The organism is Edaphosphingomonas laterariae (assembly GCF_900188165.1).
GTDB classification, from domain to species: domain Bacteria; phylum Pseudomonadota; class Alphaproteobacteria; order Sphingomonadales; family Sphingomonadaceae; genus Sphingomonas_E; species Sphingomonas_E laterariae.
Map to the genome: position 1 here is coordinate 171,878 of NZ_FZOS01000006.1, position 18,517 is coordinate 190,394.

The window sequence follows — 18,517 nt, forward strand, 5'->3', positions numbered from 1 at the left end:
AACATGAGAGTTTTTTGTTTCAATCGCCAAGTCGGCAATTTATTTCGGCAGCGCCCGACGGCCCTGCGGGGACGGCAGCGCAGTCGGCAGCCTATGACATGTGGCCGCGCGTGGCCGCTTTGGCGGAAGGTATCGGGGATAAAATAGGTTGGGCGCAAAAGAGACAAAGGGGAAGGTGGTCAACAACGACCGCGACCGCCGCCCGCCGACAAAATCCCGTCGTGGCAACGATACCCATCTTGGGCAGGCCCTGCGCTCCGCCTGGGATGAAGCCTTGCGCGAAGATGTTCCCGCCGACATGCTCGATCTTCTCGGCAAGCTCGATTGATCGGATATCGTTCAGACGATGGTGACTTTTCGGACTGATCCGAGAGACATGACGCCGTGATCGGCGACCGTCTGGCGCGGTTGTCGACCGGGATCAAGATGTTGCTGATCCTGTCGTTGGCGCTGCTGCCGCTCGGCCTGATCGCCCTGCTCGCTTCCCGCGAATCCGCCAACAGCAACCGTTATGCCCGCGAAGCCGCCGTGCGGATGATGGCCGCCGACAGCACCCGCAGGCTGGATGCCGCCACCACCGCCATCGCCCGCGACATGTCTGCCATGGCGGTGCAGATGGGCGATGCGCCGCCGCCGGCCGGCGCCTGCCGCCGATCGCTCGATACGCTGGCCGCGACCCAGCCGAGCGGCGTCCGCCTCGCGCTTTCGACGATCGACGGCAAGCTGATCTGCACGACGACGGGCTTTTCCAGCGATGCGATCATTCCCCCCGCCCCCGGCATCGGCGCGGAGGCCAAGCTGGTGCCCGACGCCAGGGCGCTGCGCATCACCATCGCACAGAACAACCTGCTGGTGACGGGCGAACTGCCGCGCAACACGCTGGCCCAGATCACCGCCCCCACGGTGGACGAAGGCGCGACGATGCTGCAGCTTTGGCAGGGCGATGCCAGCGTCCAGCTGACCGGCAGCGGCGACATCGGCCCGCTGGCGAAGACGATCAAGGTGGCATCGCCGGTGGCGGGCGGCCAGCTTGCGCTGGAACTGATCGCCAATGCCGCGCCGATGCGCGCGATCGAACTGCTGATGATCGCGCTGCCGATCCTGATGTGGGCGGCGGCCGGCCTGATCGGCTGGCTGGTGATGGACCGGCTGGTGCTGCGCCCCCTGGCCCGGCTGCAACATGCGGTCAGCAGCTATTCGATCAGCGACGGCCCGCTCAAGACCCCGGCGATGAAAACCCCGTCGCACGAAATCCGCGACCTTGCCGAAGCGTTCGCCGACGCGACCGCCCGCCAGGTGACGCACGAGGCGGAACTGGCCGAAGGGCTGGCCCGGCAGATCCGGCTGACCCGCGAGGTGCATCATCGCGTCAAGAACAACCTTCAGGTCGTTTCCAGCCTGATCAACCTCCATGCGCGCGGCGCCCGTGGCGCCGAGGCCAGCGACGCCTATGCCGCCATTCAGCGCCGGGTCGACGCACTCGCCGTCGTCCATCGCAACCATTATGCCGAACTGGAGGAAAATCGCGGCGTCGATCCGCGCGCCCTGATTGGCGAGATCGCGTCCAACCTGCGCGGCACCGCCAGCGGCGACGCCGCCGGCATGCCCGTCCGGCTGGAAATCACGCCCTCTTCCGCCTCGCAGGACGTGGCGGTGCCCGTCGCCTTCCTCGTCACCGAAGTGGCCGAAATGGTGATGAACTGCGATCCCGCCGGCGGGCTGACCATCCGTCTGCTGCCGACCCGCGATCCCGAGCGCGCCTTGCTCGAACTGGTCGCCGACGGCCTCAAGACCCAGGCCTGCCATCATCACCCATCCTTCGGCCGCTTCGAGCGCGTCGCCGAAGGGCTCGCCCGCCAGCTTCGCGCGCCCCTCGACCGCAGCGTCGACGGCCGGCTGGCGATCGAAATCCCCATTGTCGGACAGGGCGAGCCGAAAGCGTAAGTTAAGGGGTGTAACTAACTACCGCGTTGATGATACAGCTCCACCGATCGCGACCGAAATAATCCACAATCGCGGCGGAGGGGATGTTCATGCGCTTGATGGCGTTTGCGCTTCTGGTGGCGGCAGGCGTGCTCGCCGGGTGCCAGTCGGGTACGGATGGCGACGCTGGCAGCCGGTCGCGGCCGGCGGCCGTGGATGCGAAGCGGCTCGCCAATGCCGATGCCGAACCCCAAAACTGGCTAACCCATGGCGGCACCTATGCCGAGGAACGGTTCAGCCCGCTCGCCGCGATCAACGCCGATACGGTCGGCCAGCTCGGCCTCGCCTGGTCCTACGATCTCGACACCGATCGCGGGCAGGAAGCGACGCCGATCATCGTCGACGGGGTGCTCTATACCTCCACCGCCTGGTCCAAGGTCGTCGCGCTCGATGCCGCGACCGGCAGGCTGATCTGGTCCTACGACCCCGAAGTGCCCGGCCGGAAAGCCTATGACGGCTGCTGCGACGTGGTGAATCGCGGCGTCGCGGTGTGGAAGGGCAAGGTCTATCTCGGCGCGTTCGACGGCCGCCTGATCGCGCTCGACGCCGCGACCGGCAAGCCCGTCTGGTCGGTGATGACCGTCGATACGAAGCAACCCTATACGATCACCGGCGCACCGCGCGTCGTGAAGGGCAAGGTGCTGATCGGCAATGGCGGCGCCGAACTGGGCGTACGCGGCTATGTATCGGCTTATGACGCCGACACCGGCAAGCTGGCCTGGCGTTTCTACACCGCGCCCAACCCGAAGGGCGAGCCCGATGGCGCGGCGTCCGACGCGATCTTCAAGACCCGCGCGGCGGCGACCTGGGGCCGCGATGGCGCCTGGAAGCAGACCGGCGGCGGCGGCACGGTGTGGGATGCGATCGTTTACGATCAGGATCTCGATCAGGTGTTGATCGGCACCGGCAACGGATCGCCATGGAACCGCCGGATTCGTTCGGGCGACACGGGCGATAATCTGTTCCTGTCGTCGATCGTGGCACTCGATCCCGAAACCGGCGCCTATCGCTGGCATTATCAGGAAACGCCGGGCGAAAGCTGGGATTTCACCGCGACCCAGCCGATCATCCTCGCCGATCTCGACATTGACGGGCAGCCGCGCAAGGTGCTGCTGCACGCGCCCAAGAACGGCTATTTCTACGTCATCGACCGCAAGACCGGCGTGCCGGTTTCGATCGACAATTTCGTGCCGGTGAACTGGGCCGACGGCTATGATCCCAAGACCTGGCGCCCGATCGAACGGCCCGAGGCGCGCTATGAGCTGAATGGTGGCGACTGGGAAGCGATGCCGAGCGCCTTCGGCGCGCACAACTGGCACCCCATGGCCTACAGCCCCAAGACCGGCCTGGTCTATATTCCCGCCCAGCTGATGCCCTTTGGCTATGCCGACGAGAAGAATTTCCGCTTCGTGCCGGGCCGCTGGAATCTGGGCAGCGCATCGACGCGCAATTTCGGCCCGCGCGACAAGGCCGGGATGAAGGCGCTCAAGGCAGCATCCAAAGGCCGGGTGATCGCCTGGGATCCGAAGGCGCGGCGCGCCCGCTTCACCATCGAACATGACGGCCCTGGCTATGGTGGCCTGCTGGCGACGGCGGGCAATCTGATCTTCCAGGGCACCCCGGACGGACGCTTCGTCGCCTATCGCGCGGACGACGGCGGGCGGTTGTGGAGCTTCGACGCGCAGAACGGGATCATCGCCGGCGCCGTTTCGTTCGAGATCGCCGGCGAGCAATATATCGCGGTGATGGCGGGGCTGGGTGGCGCCTATGGCATCAGTTCCCCCTTTTCGCCCGTCGCCTATAAGCGCCCCAACGGCCGGGTGCTGGCGTTCAAGCTGGGCGGCAAGGCCAGGCTGCCGGCCGACGACCGGACGCCGATCCCGGCCCGACCGCCCGCCGAACAATGGCCGGCGGCGACGGTGGCGCAGGGCGAAATCCTCTATGCCGCCAATTGCGGCTTCTGCCACGGCCCGTCCACTTTCTCGAACGGGGTGCTGCCCGATCTACGCCGATCGCCCGCGTTGGCCGACAAGGCGACGTGGCATGCCGTGCTGGTCGACGGCGTGCTGGAGGATCGCGGCATGATACGGTTCAGCCAGTGGCTGAAACCGGCCGAGATGGAGGCGATCCGCGCTTATGTCGGGCATCAGGCGCGCACGCTTGCCGCCGAGGAGAAGGCGCCCGCCGCGCCTTGAAGCGGCGGCGGCGTTGCCGCATCCTGCACGGGGGCGAAAGAGGCGCCGATGCAGGATGCAGCCAGCCTTCGCCGGGCCATGGTGGACGAACAGATCATCGCGCGCGGGATCAGCAATCCGCGCGTGATCGCCGCGATGTTGCGGGTGCCGCGGCACCGCTTCGTGCCCGAAGCCCCGATCGCCGCCGCTTATGCGGATGGGCCCTGGGCGATCGGGGCGGGCCAGACGATCTCCCAACCCTATATCGTGGCGCTGATGATCGAGCTGGCCGATGTCGCGCCGGGCGCCCGCATACTCGAAATCGGGGCCGGATCGGGCTATGCGGCGGCGGTAATGGGCGAGATCGCGGCGCATGTCACCGCGCTCGAAAGGCTGCCGGAACTCGCCGACCGCGCGCGCGCCACGATCCGCGCCCTCGGCTATGACAATATCGACATCATTGCGGCCGACGGGATGGCGGGCTGGCCATCGGATGCACCGTATGACGCGATCCTCGTTCCCGCCGGGGCCGCCCGGCTGCCGCCTGCGCTGCCCGATCAGCTGGCACCGGGCGGGCGCCTGGTGATGCCGATCGGCGGCCGATTCCAGCAGCAGCTAACCCGCTTCACCCGCAGCGCCGACGGCACGTTGACCGAGGAGCATCATGGCGGTGTGATGTTCGTGCCTTTGATCGGCGCCGAGGGCGCCTAGAGCAAGCGCGAAGCAGCCCGATCAGGCCGCGAACTGGCCGCCGATCCAGCTTCCGGTGACTTCGCCGCGATCGTCGAGGATGACGAGATCGGCGGCCAGCCCGGGGGCGATCCGCCCGCGTTGATGGTCGATGCCGAGGAAGCAGGCCGGCGAATGCGAGGCCATGCCGACAGCGGTCGCCAGATCGACGCCGAGCATCGCCACGCTGTTGCGCACCGCGCGCGCCATATCGAGATCGGACCCGGCCAGCGTGCCATCTTCGTTGACGCACACGCCATCGACCACGGTGATGCGGTGGCCCTGCAGGGTGAAGGCCTTGTCCTCCAGCCCGACGCTGGGCATCGCATCCGTCACCAGCATGAAACGATCCGCCGGCTTGCAGCGAAGCGCGAGCCGCATCGTCACCGGATCGACATGGCGGCCATCGACGATGAGCCCGCACCACGCCGCCCGATCCTCCAGCGCCGCCCCGACCGCGCCGGGCTCACGCGAGCCGAGCGGGGACATGGCGTTGAACAGATGGGTGAAGCCGGCAAGGCCGTGATCGAGCGCGTCGCGGATCGCGCGGTAGCTGCCATTGGTATGGCCGGCGGCGACGACCAGCCCGGCATCGGCCAGCCGCCGGATCATCACCGGCGTGGTGCGTTCGGGTGCGAGGGTGATGAGCGTGTGGCCCCGGGCCAACCCGGTAACGGCAGCGAACCCCTCTTCATCGAGCGCACGGATCTTCGCCGGATCGTGGATGCCCTTGCGCGCGACGTTGAGGAACGGCCCTTCGATATGGATGCCGAGCACGCCGGGCACGCCGGCGGCGATCGCGGCGTCGACTGCCGCCACGCCGGCGCGGACGACCTGAAGATCGTCGCTGATCAGCGTCGGCAGGAAGCCCGTCGTGCCGAAGCGGCGATGCGCAGCCCCGATCGCGGCGATCGTTTCCACCGTCGGCGCATCGTTGAACAGCACGCCGCCGCCGCCATTGACCTGCGCGTCGATGAAGCCCGGCACCAGCCGGCCGCCATCGAGATCGTGGCGCGGCATCGCCGCCGGCACGTCGGCCGCCGGCAGGATCGCGGAAATCCGCCCGTCCTCGACAATGACGGCGCGGCCGTCGACAAAGCCGCCGTCCAGAAGAATGGGGCCGTTGGTGAGTGCCACGGCCATCAGAGCGTTTCCGTGACCTTGGCGAGATGGGGCGGCTGATCGGGGTTGAAGCCGCGCCGCACCGAAAGCGCGTTCACCGCCCGGTAGAAGGACTGGATCTGGAGCATCGGTTCGATCACCGGGTGGCCCGCAACCGTGGGCAGGCGGATGGCGCCCTTCGCCTCCCCGCCCGCGATCAGCACCGGGCCACCGCGCGCCGCCATTTCGGCGGCAAGATCATCCACGCCTTCGCCGGTTTCGTCCGACTGGCGGAGGATGAGCAGCGGAAAGCCGGGGCCGACCAGCGCCATCGGCCCATGCTTCACTTCCGCCGCGCTGAACGCTTCCGCGTGCAGGCCGCAGGTTTCCTTGAACTTGAGCGCCGCTTCCTGCGCGACGCCGAGGCCGAGGCCGCGCCCCACCACGAACAGTCCGCGCGCATCGGCCAGCGTGTCGACGAGCGGCGACCAGTCCGCATCCCAGGCCTGCCGCAGCAAGGTGGGTGCCGCATCCAGCGCGCGGCCCAGTTCGTCATCGCCGGCGAGCGCCTGGACGAGATCGACCAGACCGGCGAGCGTGGCGATATAGGATTTCGTCGCCGCGACGCTGCGTTCCGGGCCGGCATGAAGCGGCAGTGTATGATCGACCATCCCCGCCAGCGGCGAATCGGCGACGTTGACTAGCGCCAGCGTCTGCGCGCCGGCCTTCTGCGCGGCATCGACCGTGGCGAGCAGATCGGGGCTCTTGCCCGATTGCGAGATGGCGATGGCCAGCACGTCGGCAAGCCGCTGTTCCGCGCCATAGACCGACGCCACCGACGGTGCCGCCGAGGAGACGAGCAGCCCCAGCCGCGTCTCGATCAGATATTTGGCGAAGGTGGCCGCATGGTCGGAACTGCCGCGCGCGCAGGTGATGACCGCGCGGGGCGGCCGGGCGCGCAGCGTTTCGACCAGCTCGGCCAGCCGGGCGGCGTTGGCCGCGCGCTGGCGGGTCACGACGGACGCTGCCTCGGCGGCTTCCGCGAACATCAGGGTGGATTCAGGGTTCATCATGCCAATGCGTTAAGTTCTGCGACGAAATCATAGGCATCGCCGCGATACCAACTGTGCGTCATCTCGATCGCGCGGCCATCTTCCAGGAAGCCGCGGCGTTCGATGAACAGGCCCGGCGCACCCACTTCAACGCCCAGAAGCGCCGCCTGATCCTTGTTGAACAGCACCGCGCGCAACCGCTGGAGCGCGCGCACCGGCCGGTTTCCGGCGGCATCGAGCGCGGCGTAGAGCGACACATCGACCGCATCGAGCGACGGCAGGCCGTAGCCCGCGATCGTCGAATATTCGAGCGCCATGGCGAAATCATCGGCATAGCGGATGCGCGCGAAGCGATAGACGCGGGTGCCGGGGCTCAGCCCCAGGGTCAGCGCCTCATCCGGCGTCACCGAACCTTCGGACCGGGCGATCCACTTGCTGTGCGACGTGCGGCCGCGCGCGGCCATGTCTTCCGAAAAAGAGGTGAGCTTGGCGAACTGCTTTTCGACGCGCCCGGCGACGAAGGTGCCCGCGCCCTGCCGGCGGGTCAGCAGCCCTTCGGCAACCAGCCCGTCGAGCGCCTTGCGCACGGTGATCCGCGACACCTGAAAATCGGCGGCGAGGTCGCGCTCCGGCGGCAGCGCCTGCTGCGGCTTGAGCAATTGCGAATCGATCGCCCCGCGCAACGCGTCCTGCAACCGCTGGTAAAGCGGCGCGCGGCCCTGCGCATCGAGAGCGCCGATCTGCTCCGCCAGGTTCATCGCGATGATTACCCCCCGCTCTTTCGTTCTTGGTCGAGATATAGGACCAATCAAATACCACTTGCCAGCACAAAATCGCCGACAATGTAAGAAAATTGAAAGATTGCCCCTTGACCAGCCGATTGGTCTGGAAGATGGTCCTGTTATTGGTACGTCATTGGTAGCAAATTGGCATCATCGCAAGGGCGAGATGCTGGGGAAGGGGAAGACCGTCATGACAGCCCACCGTATTTTCGCGTCATCGGCCAGCGCGCTCGCGCTGCTCGTATGCTCGCAGGCCGCTTACGCGCAGGACAGCGCCGCAGCCCCCGCCGACGAAATCGTCGTCACCGGGATTCGCGGATCGCAGATCGCGTCGATCGAGGCCAAGCGTGAAGGCGATGTGATCGCCGACGTGCTTTCGGCCGAAGATATCGGCAAGTTTCCGGACAAGAACGTCGCCGAGGCGCTGCAGCGCATCCCCGGCATCGTCGTCAACCGCGAGTTCGGCGAAGGCGAGCGCGTGTCGCTGCGCGGCACATCGCCGAACCTGACCAAGACGCTGCTCAATGGCCACTCGGTCGCCACGGCCGACTGGTTCGTGCTCGATCAGGTCGCGTCGACCCGCAGCTTCAACTATCTCCAGCTGCCGTCGGAAATCGTCGGCCAGCTCGAAGTCTACAAGACACCGCAGGCCGATGTGGAAGAAGGCGGCGTCGGCGGCACCATCAACGTCCACACGCGCAACCCGCTGGACATGGAACCGTTCACCGTCTCCGCTTCGGTGCAGGGCGTCTATTCGGACCTGTCCGACAAGCTCGACCCGCAGATTTCCGGCCTCGTCAGCTGGAAGAATGACAGCGACACGTTCGGCGTGCTGATCGGCGGCGTCTATCAGAAGCGGCGGATGCGCCGCGACGGCATCGAAGTGTTCGGCTATCGCGACTTCGACATCGGCGGCGGCCAGATCGCCGCGGTGCCGACGCTGATCGGTTCGGCGCTGTTCACGCAGGAACGCGAGCGTTACGGCGGCAATATCGGCCTGCAGTTCCGCCCGTCGGACGATATCGAAATCAACGTGACCGGCCTCTACACGCGGTTCAACGCCGACAATTACAACCAGAACTATATCGCCTGGGGCGAACAGGCGCTGGCCGGCGGCGGCACGATCACCAACGCCGTCGTCAAGGACGGTCTGGTCACCGGCGGCACGATCTCGTCGCCCAATGGCGGCACGACCGGCCGTGGCGTCGTGTTCGACGCGATCGACCGCAAGGCCGTCACCAAGACGCGCTCGATCGATTTCGACCTGACCTATCAGCCGGCCGACCTGTGGAACATCCACTTCAAGGCGGGCTGGACCAAGGCCGACGGCGATACCAGCAACGAAAACTTCTTCGAAACGGCGGCGCCGGGCGCGTTCAGCTATGACATCAGCGGCAAGGTGCCGCAGGTCAGCTTCATCACGCCGGATGCGACTTCGCCGGCCGACATGCTGATCGATTTCGCCCGCATCCAGAGCGTCACCAACGACGACGAAGAGAAATACGCTTATTTCGACGTCGAGCGCGAGCTGGACATGGGCCCGGTGAAGGCGATCAAGATCGGCTTCAAATATACCGACCATGACCGCGCGGCGAACCGGCTGGCGACCAATGGCGGCGTGCTGACGCCGGGCCTCGTCTGCGGCGGCGCGCCCTGCACCGCGGCCGATTTCTGGTCGGGCGGCACCACGCCGGGCGATTTCATGGACAATTTCGCCCTGCCGGGCACGCTGACCGATTACTGGACGGTCAGCCGTTCGAAGCTGCGTGACATCTACGGCGCGCAGGCGGCGGCGATCACCGAACAGTTCGTCGTTCCGGGCAACGTCTATTCGATCAACGAAAAGGCCTATGGCGGCTATGCCATGGCCAAGGTTGGCGGCGAAGGCTGGCGCGGTAATTTCGGCGTCCGCGTCGTCACCACCGACCAGAAGTCCGAAGGCAATGTCATCGGCGGGCCGACGCCCGAGTTCCAGAGCCCGTTCGGCGGCTATACGCCGATCTCGGTCAAGCGGTCCTACACGGACATCCTGCCGAGCGCGAACCTGGCGGTGGACGTGACCGACAAGGTGGTCGTGCGCTTCGGCGCCGGCCGGACGATCACGCGGCCGGACTTCTCCTCGCTTTCGCCGGGTGTCGACCTCAACGGCACGCTGCTCACCGGCAGCGGCGGCGATCCGAACCTGAAGCCCTATCGCGCCAACCAGTACGACCTTTCGGTCGAATGGTATCCCGATAGCGAGACGATCGTCGCGGCGGCGCTGTTCTACAAGGACATCCAGTCCTACATCGTCAACACGACGACGACCGAAATCCTGCCGGGCGTGTTCGTGCCGGGCACCGAACCGGCGGGCTGCGTCGCGGCCGGGGGCAGCAACCCCAATCTGTTCAACTGCGCCTATCAGATCAACCGGCCGTCCAACGGCCCGGGCGGCCGCAACCAGGGCTTCGAGCTGCAGGTTTCGCGCCCGATCTGGAACGGTTTCGGCGTGATCGCGAACTACACCTATTCGGATGCCAAGGCGAACAATGGCGATCCGATCCCGGGCAACAGCAAGCACACGGCCAACCTGACGGGCTATTATGAGAATGATCTCGTCAGCGCCCGCCTGTCCTACACCTATCGTTCGAAGTTCTTCATCAACATCGACCGTGCGGCGCCGCTGAACCAGGCCGCGCTCGAATCGCTCGATGCCTCGGTGAGCGTGAACGTGTTCGAGAATGTCGCGCTGACCTTCGACGCGGTGAACCTGACCAACGAGAAGATCCGCCAATATTCCGGCACGCCGGATCGTTTCCGGTCGATCTTCGACAACGGCCGCCAGTTCTATTTCGGCGCCCGTTTCACATACTGACCTGCCCCTCGGGCCGGGTATAACAGCCCGGCCCAACACCTTGCCGGGGACCGATCTTGCCTCTCACCAGACCATCGTTCCCCGGCATCCTTATCGCAGGATGGCTGCTGGCCGGCGCTGCGGCGCCCGCCTTCGCCGCGACGCAGCTGCCGCTGCTCCCCTTGCCCAAGACGATCACGCCCGGAACGGGCAGCCTGCGGATCGACGGCACAACCGCGATCCGGGTTCCCGCCGGTGACGCCGGCGCGCGCAACGCCGCCGAACGGCTGGGCGACCTGCTGGCCGCGAGCCGCGACATCCGCCCCGCCATTGGCGATGCCAAAGGCGCGATCCGGTTCGTCCGCACGGCCGGCCTGAAGAAAGAATCCTACCGGCTCGACGTGACGTCCGCCGGCGCCACGATCGTCGCCAGCGACGATGCCGGCCTGCTCTATGGCGCCATCACCCTTTGGCAGCTCGCCAGCAGCGGCGAACCGATTCCGGCGACGCGGATCGACGATGCGCCGCGCTTCGCCTGGCGCGGGCTGATGCTGGACAGCGCGCGCCATTTCCAGTCGCCGGCCTTCGTGAAGCAGCTGATCGACTGGATGGCCGCGCACAAGCTCAACACGCTGCACTGGCACCTTGTCGACGATCAGGGCTGGCGGCTCGAAATCAAGAAATATCCCCGGCTGACCGAAACCAGCGGCTGGCGTATCCCCGCCTCCGCCCCCGGCGCGCCCGCATTGCCGCGCACCGGCGGCTTCTACACGCAGGACGAGGTGCGCGAGATCGTGGCCTATGCCGCCGCGCGCGCGATCACCATCGTGCCCGAGATCGAGATGCCGGGCCACGCCGTGGCGCCGATCCGCGCTTATCCCGAACTGGGCGTCGGCCCGCCGCTCGACCCCGGCGTCGAGAGCGACTGGGGCGTCTTCCCCTGGCTCTACAATATCGACGACAGCACCTTCGGCTTTCTGGAAGACGTGCTGACCGAAACCATGGCGCTGTTCCCGTCGGCCTATATCCATATCGGCGGCGACGAGGCGGTGAAGGACCAGTGGCAGGCCAGCCCCGCCATCCAGGCGAAAATGCGCGCGCTGGGCGTGACCGACGAAAAGGCGCTGCAAAGCTGGTTCATCCACCGGATCGAGCTGTTCCTGAGCAAGCATGGCCGGCGGCTGATCGGCTGGGATGAGATATTGGAAGGCGGGCTGGCGCCCAATGCGACGGTGATGTCGTGGCGCGGCATCGACGGGGCCATCGCCGCCGCCAAGGCCGGGCACGATACCGTGTTGTCGCCCGCGCCGACGCTCTATCTCGATCATCGGCAAAGCGTGGCGGCAAACGAGCCGCCGGGGCGCGGCGTGCCGATCACGCTGGCCGACGTCTATGCGTTCGACCCCGCCCCGACATCGTTGAGCGCCGACGAGCAGCGGCACATATTGGGCGTGCAGGCCAATTTGTGGACCGAACATGTCCGCACCGAAAAGCGCACGCAGTGGATGCTGTTCCCCCGCGCCTCCGCCGTGGCCGAGCTGGGCTGGTCCGCGCGCGATGGGCATGACTATCGGGGCTTCGTTGCCCGGCTGGCGCCGCAGCTCGAACGGCTGCAGCCACTGGGGCTGAACGCCGCGACATCGGCCTTCGTGCCGATGGCCGATGCGAAGTTCGATGCCGCGCGGAACCGCATCACGGTCACCCTCGCCAATCAGGCGGGGAGCGATATCCGCTACACCGTCGACGGGCGGATGCCGACCGCGACATCGCCGCGCTATACCGCGCCGATCGACCTCCATCTGCCTTCGCGCCTGCGCGCGATCGCGGTGGACGGTGCCCGCGTGCTGCCCGGCATGCTCGACGAAAGCTTCGACGAAGCCAGCGTGCGCCGGCGCGACGATACCCAGCTCAAGACCTGCACCAGCGAACTGGTGCTGCGGCTGGAGGATGACGCCCCCGCCGCCGGCCCGCGCGCCAAATTCCTGACCGACATCATGAACCCGTGCTGGCAATATGAAGCCGCGCCGATGGACGGGGTGACCGCGATCGCGATCACCGTCGGCCAGATCCCGTTCAACTTCCAGATCGGCAAGGAGATCGAGAAGATCCGCTTCCGCCCGCCGGCCACGGCCGAAGGCGAAGTGGAAGTGCGGATCGACGGCTGCGACGGCGCCAAGATCGCGACGCTGCCGCTGGCGCCGGCCACGGCCAACGCGGCCGTCACCACGCTGCGCGCGACCATCGCCCCGCAGGCCGGCGCGCGCAATCTGTGCTTCACCTACACCGCGAACGGGCCGGACCCGATGTGGGGGATCAGCGCCGTCCAGCTTGAGACGCGCAAATGACAAGCCTGCGCCTGTCCGCCCCCTTTGCCGGCTGGGCGATGGCGATCGACGCCGTGCCCGATCCGGTGTTCGCCGAACGGATGATGGGCGACGGCATCGCCATCGACCCGGTGGACGGCACGCTGCGCGCGCCCTGCGACGCGACGGTGCTGATGATCGCGCCGACCCGCCACGCGGTGACGCTGAAGCTGGCCAACGGCGCCGAGTTGCTGATCCATATCGGGCTGGAAACGGTGGCGCTGGCCGGTGACGGCTTCACCACGCATGTCGCCGATGGCGCGGTGGTGAAGGCCGGCGATCCGCTGATCAGCCTCGATCTCGATCGCGTGGCCGAACGGGCCAGGAGCCTGATCACCCCGATCGTCGTCGCCAATGACGGCTATGCGGTGTCCGTCCTCGCACGCGACAAGGCGGTCGGCATTGGCGATCCGCTGATCGAGATACAGGCGCTGGCACCCGTCGCGGCCGCCGCGCCGGTGAGCGAGGACAGCGCGTCGTGCGAGGTGGTGATCCCGCTGGCCAACGGCATCCACGCCCGCCCGGCCGCACGCATTGCCGCCACGCTCAAGCCCTTTGCCGCCGAAGTGCGCTTCGCCGCGCACGACAAGACGGCCAATGCCCGCAGCACCGTGGCAATGCTGGGGCTGGGCTTACGCCACGGCGATACGCTGCTGATCTCCGCGCGGGGCGAGGATGCGCGGGGCGCCGTCACCACCGTCGCCGCGCTGATCGAAAGCGGCATGGGCGAGGCCGGGGAGCCCCCCGCCCCCGCCGCCATCGCCACGACGACCGGCGCTGCCACCGCCGCGCCCGGCTTTGCCGTCGGCACCACCATGCCCTTCGTCATCGCCGATCTCGCGGTGGCCGAGGCCGGTGGCGGCGTGATGGCGGAGGCGGCCGCGCTCGATACGGCTCTGGCGGCAGTGCGCGCGAAGCTCGCCGAAGCCGAAACGGGCAAGGGCGCCGAAATCGCGCTGGCGCATCAGGCGATCACCGAGGACCCCGATCTGATCGCAGGCGCACGGGCGCGGATCGCGCTGGGCAAGAGCGCCGGCTTCGCCTGGCGCGCTGCGACGCGCGACCAGATCGCCACGATCGAGGCGACCGGCGATGCATTGCTGATCGAACGCGCCGCGGACCTCAAGGATATCGAACGGCAGGTGATCGCCGCAATCAGCGGAGCGCCGGCACCGGCCGCCCCCGAACTGGCCGATGCCACGGTACTGATCGCCGACGAGCTTCTCCCCTCCCAATTCCTCTCGCTCGATCCCGCGCGGCTGGCCGCGATCGTCACCGCGCGCGGCGGGCCGACATCGCATGTCGCGATCCTCGCCGCATCGGCGGGCGTGCCGATGATCGTCGCTGCCGGGCCCGATGTGCTGGCCATCGCCGCCGGCCGCACGATGATCGTCGATGCCGATGCCGCACGCTTTGCCGTCGATCCCGACGCCGGGACGCTGGCGCAGGCCCGCGCCCGGGTGGAACAGGCGCGCGCGGCGCACGCCGCCCATATCGCCGCCGCCGGCACCGATGCTCGCACCGCCGATGGCACCCGCGTCGAAATCTTCGCCAACCTCGCCATTCCTGAAGAAACCGATCGCGCGGTGGCGGCGGGCGCCGAAGGCTGCGGCCTGCTGCGCACCGAATTCCTGTTCCTCGATCGCGCCGACCCGCCATCGGAGGACGAACAGGCCGCCGTCTATGCCGATATCGCCCGCCGGCTCGACGGGCGACCGCTGATCCTGCGCACGCTGGACATCGGCGGCGACAAGCCCGTGCCCTATCTGCCGATGCCGGCAGAGGAGAATCCGGCGCTCGGCGCGCGCGGCATCCGGCTGTCGCTGGCCCGGCCCGCGCTGCTGAAGACGCAGTTTCGCGCGATGCTGAAGGGCGTGCCCGCCGGCCAGTGCCGGATCATGCTGCCGATGATCGTCGACGCGGCCGAATTCGCCCGCGCGCGCACCATCTATGACGAGGCGGTCGCTGAAACCGGGGCGCAGCGCGCGCCGCTGGGCGTGATGATCGAAACCCCCGCCGCCGCGATGCTGGCCGACACGCTGGCGGCGCAAGCCGATTTCCTGTCGCTCGGCACCAACGATCTTACCCAATATGCGCTGGCGGCCGATCGCGGCAATGCCGCCACCGCCGCGATGATCGACGGCCTGCACCCGGCCGTGCTGCGGCTGATCGCCGCCGCTGTCGCCGGTGCGCGGCGCCATGGCCGCTGGATCGGCAGTTGCGGCGGCATGGCGAGCGAACCGCTGGCCGCCGCGATCCTGATCGGTCTCGGCCTCGACGAGCTTTCCGCCACGCCCGCCGCGATCCCCGCGCTCAAGGCGGCAATCCGGCGGCTCGACATCGATCATTGCCGCGCGCTGGCCGCACAGGCGCTCGACCTTGGCACCGCTGCCGAGGTGCGCGCGCTGGCCGCGCAGGCGATCCGGGAGGCCGCATGATGCGTTTGCGCATGGACTATTTCCAGCCGCTCGGCCGCGCGCTGATGCTGCCGATCGCGGTGCTGCCGGTGGCCGGGCTGCTGCTCCGCCTCGGCCAGCCCGATCTGCTTGGCCTGCCCTTCGTGGCAGCGGCAGGCGATGCGATCTTCGCCAATCTCGGCCTGCTGTTCGCCGCCGGCGTGGCGGTGGGCCTTGCGCGCGAAAATCACGGCGCGGCGGGGCTGGCCGGTGTCGTCGCCTTCCTCGTCACGGTGGAGGGCGCGAAATCGCTGCTTGTCGTGCCGCCGGAAGCGACCGCCGCCTTCGCCGACCAGGCCGCGCGCGATCTGGCCGCGACGGCGTGGAAAGCGAAGGAGCTCGCCAAGCTCAGCGTGCCCGCCGGCATCCTTTCGGGGCTTGTCGCCGGTTGGCTCTACAACCGTTATTCCGACATCCGGCTACCGGAATATCTGGCCTTCTTCGGCGGCCGGCGCTTCGTGCCGATCGCGGCCGGGTGCGCCGGCCTGATCGGCGCGCTGGCCTTCGGGCTCGGCTTCCCGTGGATCGAAACCGGGATCGCCCGGCTGTCCGAATGGGTGGTGGGCGCGAGCAGCATCGGCCTGTTCCTTTATGGCGCGCTCAACCGGCTGCTGATCATCACCGGGCTGCACCATATCCTTAACAATCTCGCCTGGTTCATCCTCGGCGATTTCCATGGCGCGACGGGCGATCTCAAGCGCTTCTTCGCCGGCGATCCGCAGGCCGGGGCGTTCATGTCGGGCTTCTTCCCGGTGATGATGTTCGGCCTGCCCGCCGCCTGCCTCGCCATGTATCGCGCGGCACTGCCCGAACGGCGCAAGGCGGTGGGCGGCATGCTGCTCAGCCTTGCGCTCACCTCCTTCCTGACCGGCGTGACCGAGCCGATCGAATTCACCTTCATCTTCCTCGCGCCGATGCTCTACGCGCTCCACGCGGTGCTGACCGGCATCGCCATGGCGCTGATGGACTGGCTGGGCGTGCGGCTGGGCTTCGGTTTTTCGGCCGGGCTGTTCGATTATCTGCTGAGCTACAAGCTCGCCACCCGGCCGCTGCTGCTGCTGCCGGTGGGGGCCGCCTATTTCGCGATCTATTATGGCGCGTTCAGCTGGTGCATCCGCCGTTTCGACCTGAAGACGCCGGGCCGCGATTTCGTCGGCCATGAGGTGACGACCAACCCGGCGCTGGCGGGCAACCGCGCGCAGGGCTTCGTCGCCGCGCTTGGCGGGGCAGGGAACCTGAAGAAGGTCGATGCCTGCACCACCCGGCTGCGGCTGGTGCTTGCCGACCATGGCGGAGTGGACGAAGCCGCGCTGAAGGCCCTCGGCTCGCGCGGGCTGCTCCGGCTCGACGGCGGTGGCCTGCAAGTGGTGCTGGGGCCGATCGCCGATCAGGTGGCGGGCGAAATCCGCGCGGAACTGGCCATGCCGGGCGCAGCCGCCGTGGCGACGGCGACGACCTCCACCACCGCCTCCGTTAGCGCGGAACTGCTTCCGCTGCTCGGCGGGGCAGCCAATGTCGAGGGCGCCGAACTGCGCGCCGGCCGGGTGCGCGTGACGCTGAAGGACGCAGCCGCGATCGACCTCGACGCACTGGCCCGCGCCACCGGGCGCCCTGTGGCGACAGTCGGGGGCAACCGCCTCCACCTGCTCTGCCCGCCGGGTGGCGAAGCGCAATTGCTGGCGGCGCTGGCGGCCTGACCGATAGCTGGCGCCCGAGCTACCTTAGTCCGCCCAGGCGTCGGCCAGCCCCTCCGAAACCAGCGCGCGATCGACCGCCGGGCGGGCGCGCACGCGGGCGCGGTGCGCCATGATCAGGGGCAGGCACGCGGGATCGCCGCGATCGCCCATGCGCAGATAATTGGCGTAGGCGAAGAGATAGATGTCGGAGAGCGTGTAGCTGTCGCCAAGGACGAAGGGCCGCCCGTCGGCGAGGCCGCGTTCGATGATCGCGAAATAGCGATCGGCCAGTTCGGGCACCTTGGCGCGGAGCGCGGCGGCGGCGGCCTCGCCATCGGCATAGCCGTCGGGAAAGGCGATCTGGCGGAAGGCGACGTGGATGTTGCTGGCGATGAACAGGTTGAAGCTCTGCACCCGCGCGAAAGCCAGCGCATCGCCCAACGGCGCAAGCCCGGCCGCTGGGTAGCGCATCGCGATATAGCTGAGGATCGCGGGATTTTCGGTCAGCGGCCCATCTTCCGTCATCAGCATCGGCACGCGGCCGAGCGGGCTGAGCGCGCGGAAGCCCGGCGTGCGCGTCTCGCCCCCGGCATAATCGACGAAATGCACGGCATAATCCGCCCCCGCTTCTTCGAGCGCGATGTGCGGGATGACCGAACAGGCGCCCGGCGCGCCATAAAGTGTCAGCATCGGGGGCCCCTCTCCTACCTTTCCCCGCCGGCTACCATGGCGTCCACAACGGCGCCAATGGCTGCCGCCAATCGATGGCGCACGCGCACAATTGGCCCGCCTGCGCAATTCGCATGCCGCGCCCCATGCGCGTCGGTTGCGAATGGGCTAGAGCCCGTCGGCATGGCGAAGAAGAAGCGATACCTTACGGCCACGCTGCCCGACGGCTATGTGAAGACGATCGGGCCGACGGCGACCGCCTTCACCCATTATTGGCGGATCGTGGCGGTGCTGGCCGATGGCCGTACCGAAGTGTTCTGGGGCCACACCAAATCGCTGCGCGAAGCGACGGGGAAGAAGGCCGCCACCGCCGAAGCCGCCCGGCAGCGCGGCTGGAAAAGCCATGTGTTCGAAGTGGTCGAACTGACCGAGACGCCGGCGCCCTGAACGCTAGATGGCGTGGACAAATTTCGCTGGTGAACGACCGTCAGATTTCGGGACGCGTTCGATGATCCCCGAACGGCGGCTTTGTCGGGGGAGCGGCCACTGGTCGTGCGCTTCCGGATGATTGCTTTGTCACGGTAGCCGGCGTTCACTCCCGCGGGCTCTAGGCTGTAGTGACGATTTAATTATTTGATCCAGAGCATGATGCTGGCGAGTTTGACGAAGCCGAGGAAGTTGGCGGCGAGCTTGTCGTAA

Annotated in this window: 13 protein-coding genes; 9 read left to right on the forward strand and 4 right to left on the reverse strand. The window is 67.7% G+C overall.

Going from position 1 to position 18,517, the window contains the following annotated elements; translation table 11 throughout:
* Positions 1-148 precede the first annotated feature (148 nt).
* The 4 genes from CHB74_RS21590 to CHB74_RS08015 all read left to right on the forward strand — a co-directional run bounded on the left by CHB74_RS21590 (position 149) and on the right by CHB74_RS08015 (position 4,868).
* Entirely contained in the window at positions 149-328 is a 180-nt protein-coding gene (locus CHB74_RS21590; RefSeq protein ID WP_144033750.1) for a NepR family anti-sigma factor, read from the forward strand.
* Between the two features lie 56 nt (positions 329-384).
* The gene (locus CHB74_RS08005; RefSeq protein WP_089219098.1) at positions 385-1,944 is read left to right on the forward strand and encodes a sensor histidine kinase; all 1,560 of its coding nucleotides are present in this window, start codon (positions 385-387) and stop codon (positions 1,942-1,944) included.
* Positions 1,945-2,042: 98 nt separating this feature from the next.
* Positions 2,043-4,178 carry a PQQ-dependent dehydrogenase, methanol/ethanol family gene (locus CHB74_RS08010; protein WP_342746579.1) on the forward strand — a complete coding sequence of 712 codons (2,136 nt, stop codon included), beginning with the start codon at positions 2,043-2,045 and terminating at the stop codon, positions 4,176-4,178.
* Positions 4,179-4,226: 48 nt separating this feature from the next.
* A complete protein-coding gene (locus CHB74_RS08015) occupies positions 4,227-4,868 on the forward strand; it encodes a protein-L-isoaspartate(D-aspartate) O-methyltransferase (protein WP_179220764.1) in 642 nt (213 codons plus the stop codon).
* A gap of 21 nt (positions 4,869-4,889) precedes the next feature.
* Here CHB74_RS08015 and nagA read toward each other — a convergent pair whose 3' ends face one another.
* From nagA to CHB74_RS08030, 3 genes are read right to left on the reverse strand one after another with little or no spacing between them, the layout of a single operon-like run.
* On the reverse strand, positions 4,890-6,029 hold the full coding sequence (gene nagA / locus CHB74_RS08020; protein WP_089219099.1) for an N-acetylglucosamine-6-phosphate deacetylase: 1,140 nt from the start codon (positions 6,027-6,029) through the stop codon (positions 4,890-4,892).
* A complete protein-coding gene (locus CHB74_RS08025) occupies positions 6,029-7,060 on the reverse strand; it encodes an SIS domain-containing protein (RefSeq protein ID WP_089219100.1) in 1,032 nt (343 codons plus the stop codon). The genes nagA and CHB74_RS08025 overlap by 1 nt, the downstream gene beginning before the upstream one ends.
* Complete coding sequence (locus CHB74_RS08030) at positions 7,057-7,797, reverse strand: GntR family transcriptional regulator (protein ID WP_089219101.1); 741 nt, start codon at positions 7,795-7,797, stop codon at positions 7,057-7,059. The genes CHB74_RS08025 and CHB74_RS08030 overlap by 4 nt, the downstream gene beginning before the upstream one ends.
* A gap of 214 nt (positions 7,798-8,011) precedes the next feature.
* Here CHB74_RS08030 and CHB74_RS08035 point away from each other — a divergent pair, with 214 nt between their 5' ends.
* From CHB74_RS08035 to nagE, 4 genes are read left to right on the forward strand one after another with little or no spacing between them, the layout of a single operon-like run.
* Positions 8,012-10,675, forward strand: coding sequence for a TonB-dependent receptor (locus tag CHB74_RS08035; RefSeq protein ID WP_089219127.1), 2,664 nt, complete (start codon positions 8,012-8,014; stop codon positions 10,673-10,675).
* A gap of 56 nt (positions 10,676-10,731) precedes the next feature.
* Positions 10,732-12,999, forward strand: coding sequence for a family 20 glycosylhydrolase (locus CHB74_RS08040; RefSeq protein ID WP_245842731.1), 2,268 nt, complete (start codon positions 10,732-10,734; stop codon positions 12,997-12,999).
* Positions 12,996-15,455: a phosphoenolpyruvate--protein phosphotransferase gene (gene ptsP, locus CHB74_RS08045; RefSeq protein ID WP_089219102.1), complete on the forward strand. Its 2,460-nt coding sequence runs from the start codon at positions 12,996-12,998 to the stop codon at positions 15,453-15,455. The genes CHB74_RS08040 and ptsP overlap by 4 nt, the downstream gene beginning before the upstream one ends.
* Positions 15,455-17,170, forward strand: coding sequence for an N-acetylglucosamine-specific PTS transporter subunit IIBC (gene nagE / locus CHB74_RS08050; protein WP_089219129.1), 1,716 nt, complete (start codon positions 15,455-15,457; stop codon positions 17,168-17,170). Before ptsP ends, nagE begins: the two co-directional genes overlap by 1 nt.
* 24 nt (positions 17,171-17,194) lie before the next feature.
* On the opposite strand, the gene CHB74_RS08055 is transcribed toward nagE, so the two are convergent.
* Positions 17,195-17,839, reverse strand: a complete 645-nt coding sequence (locus CHB74_RS08055) for a glutathione S-transferase family protein (protein WP_089219103.1) — start codon at positions 17,837-17,839, stop codon at positions 17,195-17,197.
* Between the two features lie 162 nt (positions 17,840-18,001).
* On the opposite strand from CHB74_RS08055, the gene CHB74_RS08060 reads away from it, so the two are divergent.
* Complete coding sequence (locus tag CHB74_RS08060; protein ID WP_089219104.1) at positions 18,002-18,265, forward strand: hypothetical protein; 264 nt, start codon at positions 18,002-18,004, stop codon at positions 18,263-18,265.
* Positions 18,266-18,517: the final 252 nt, after the last annotated feature.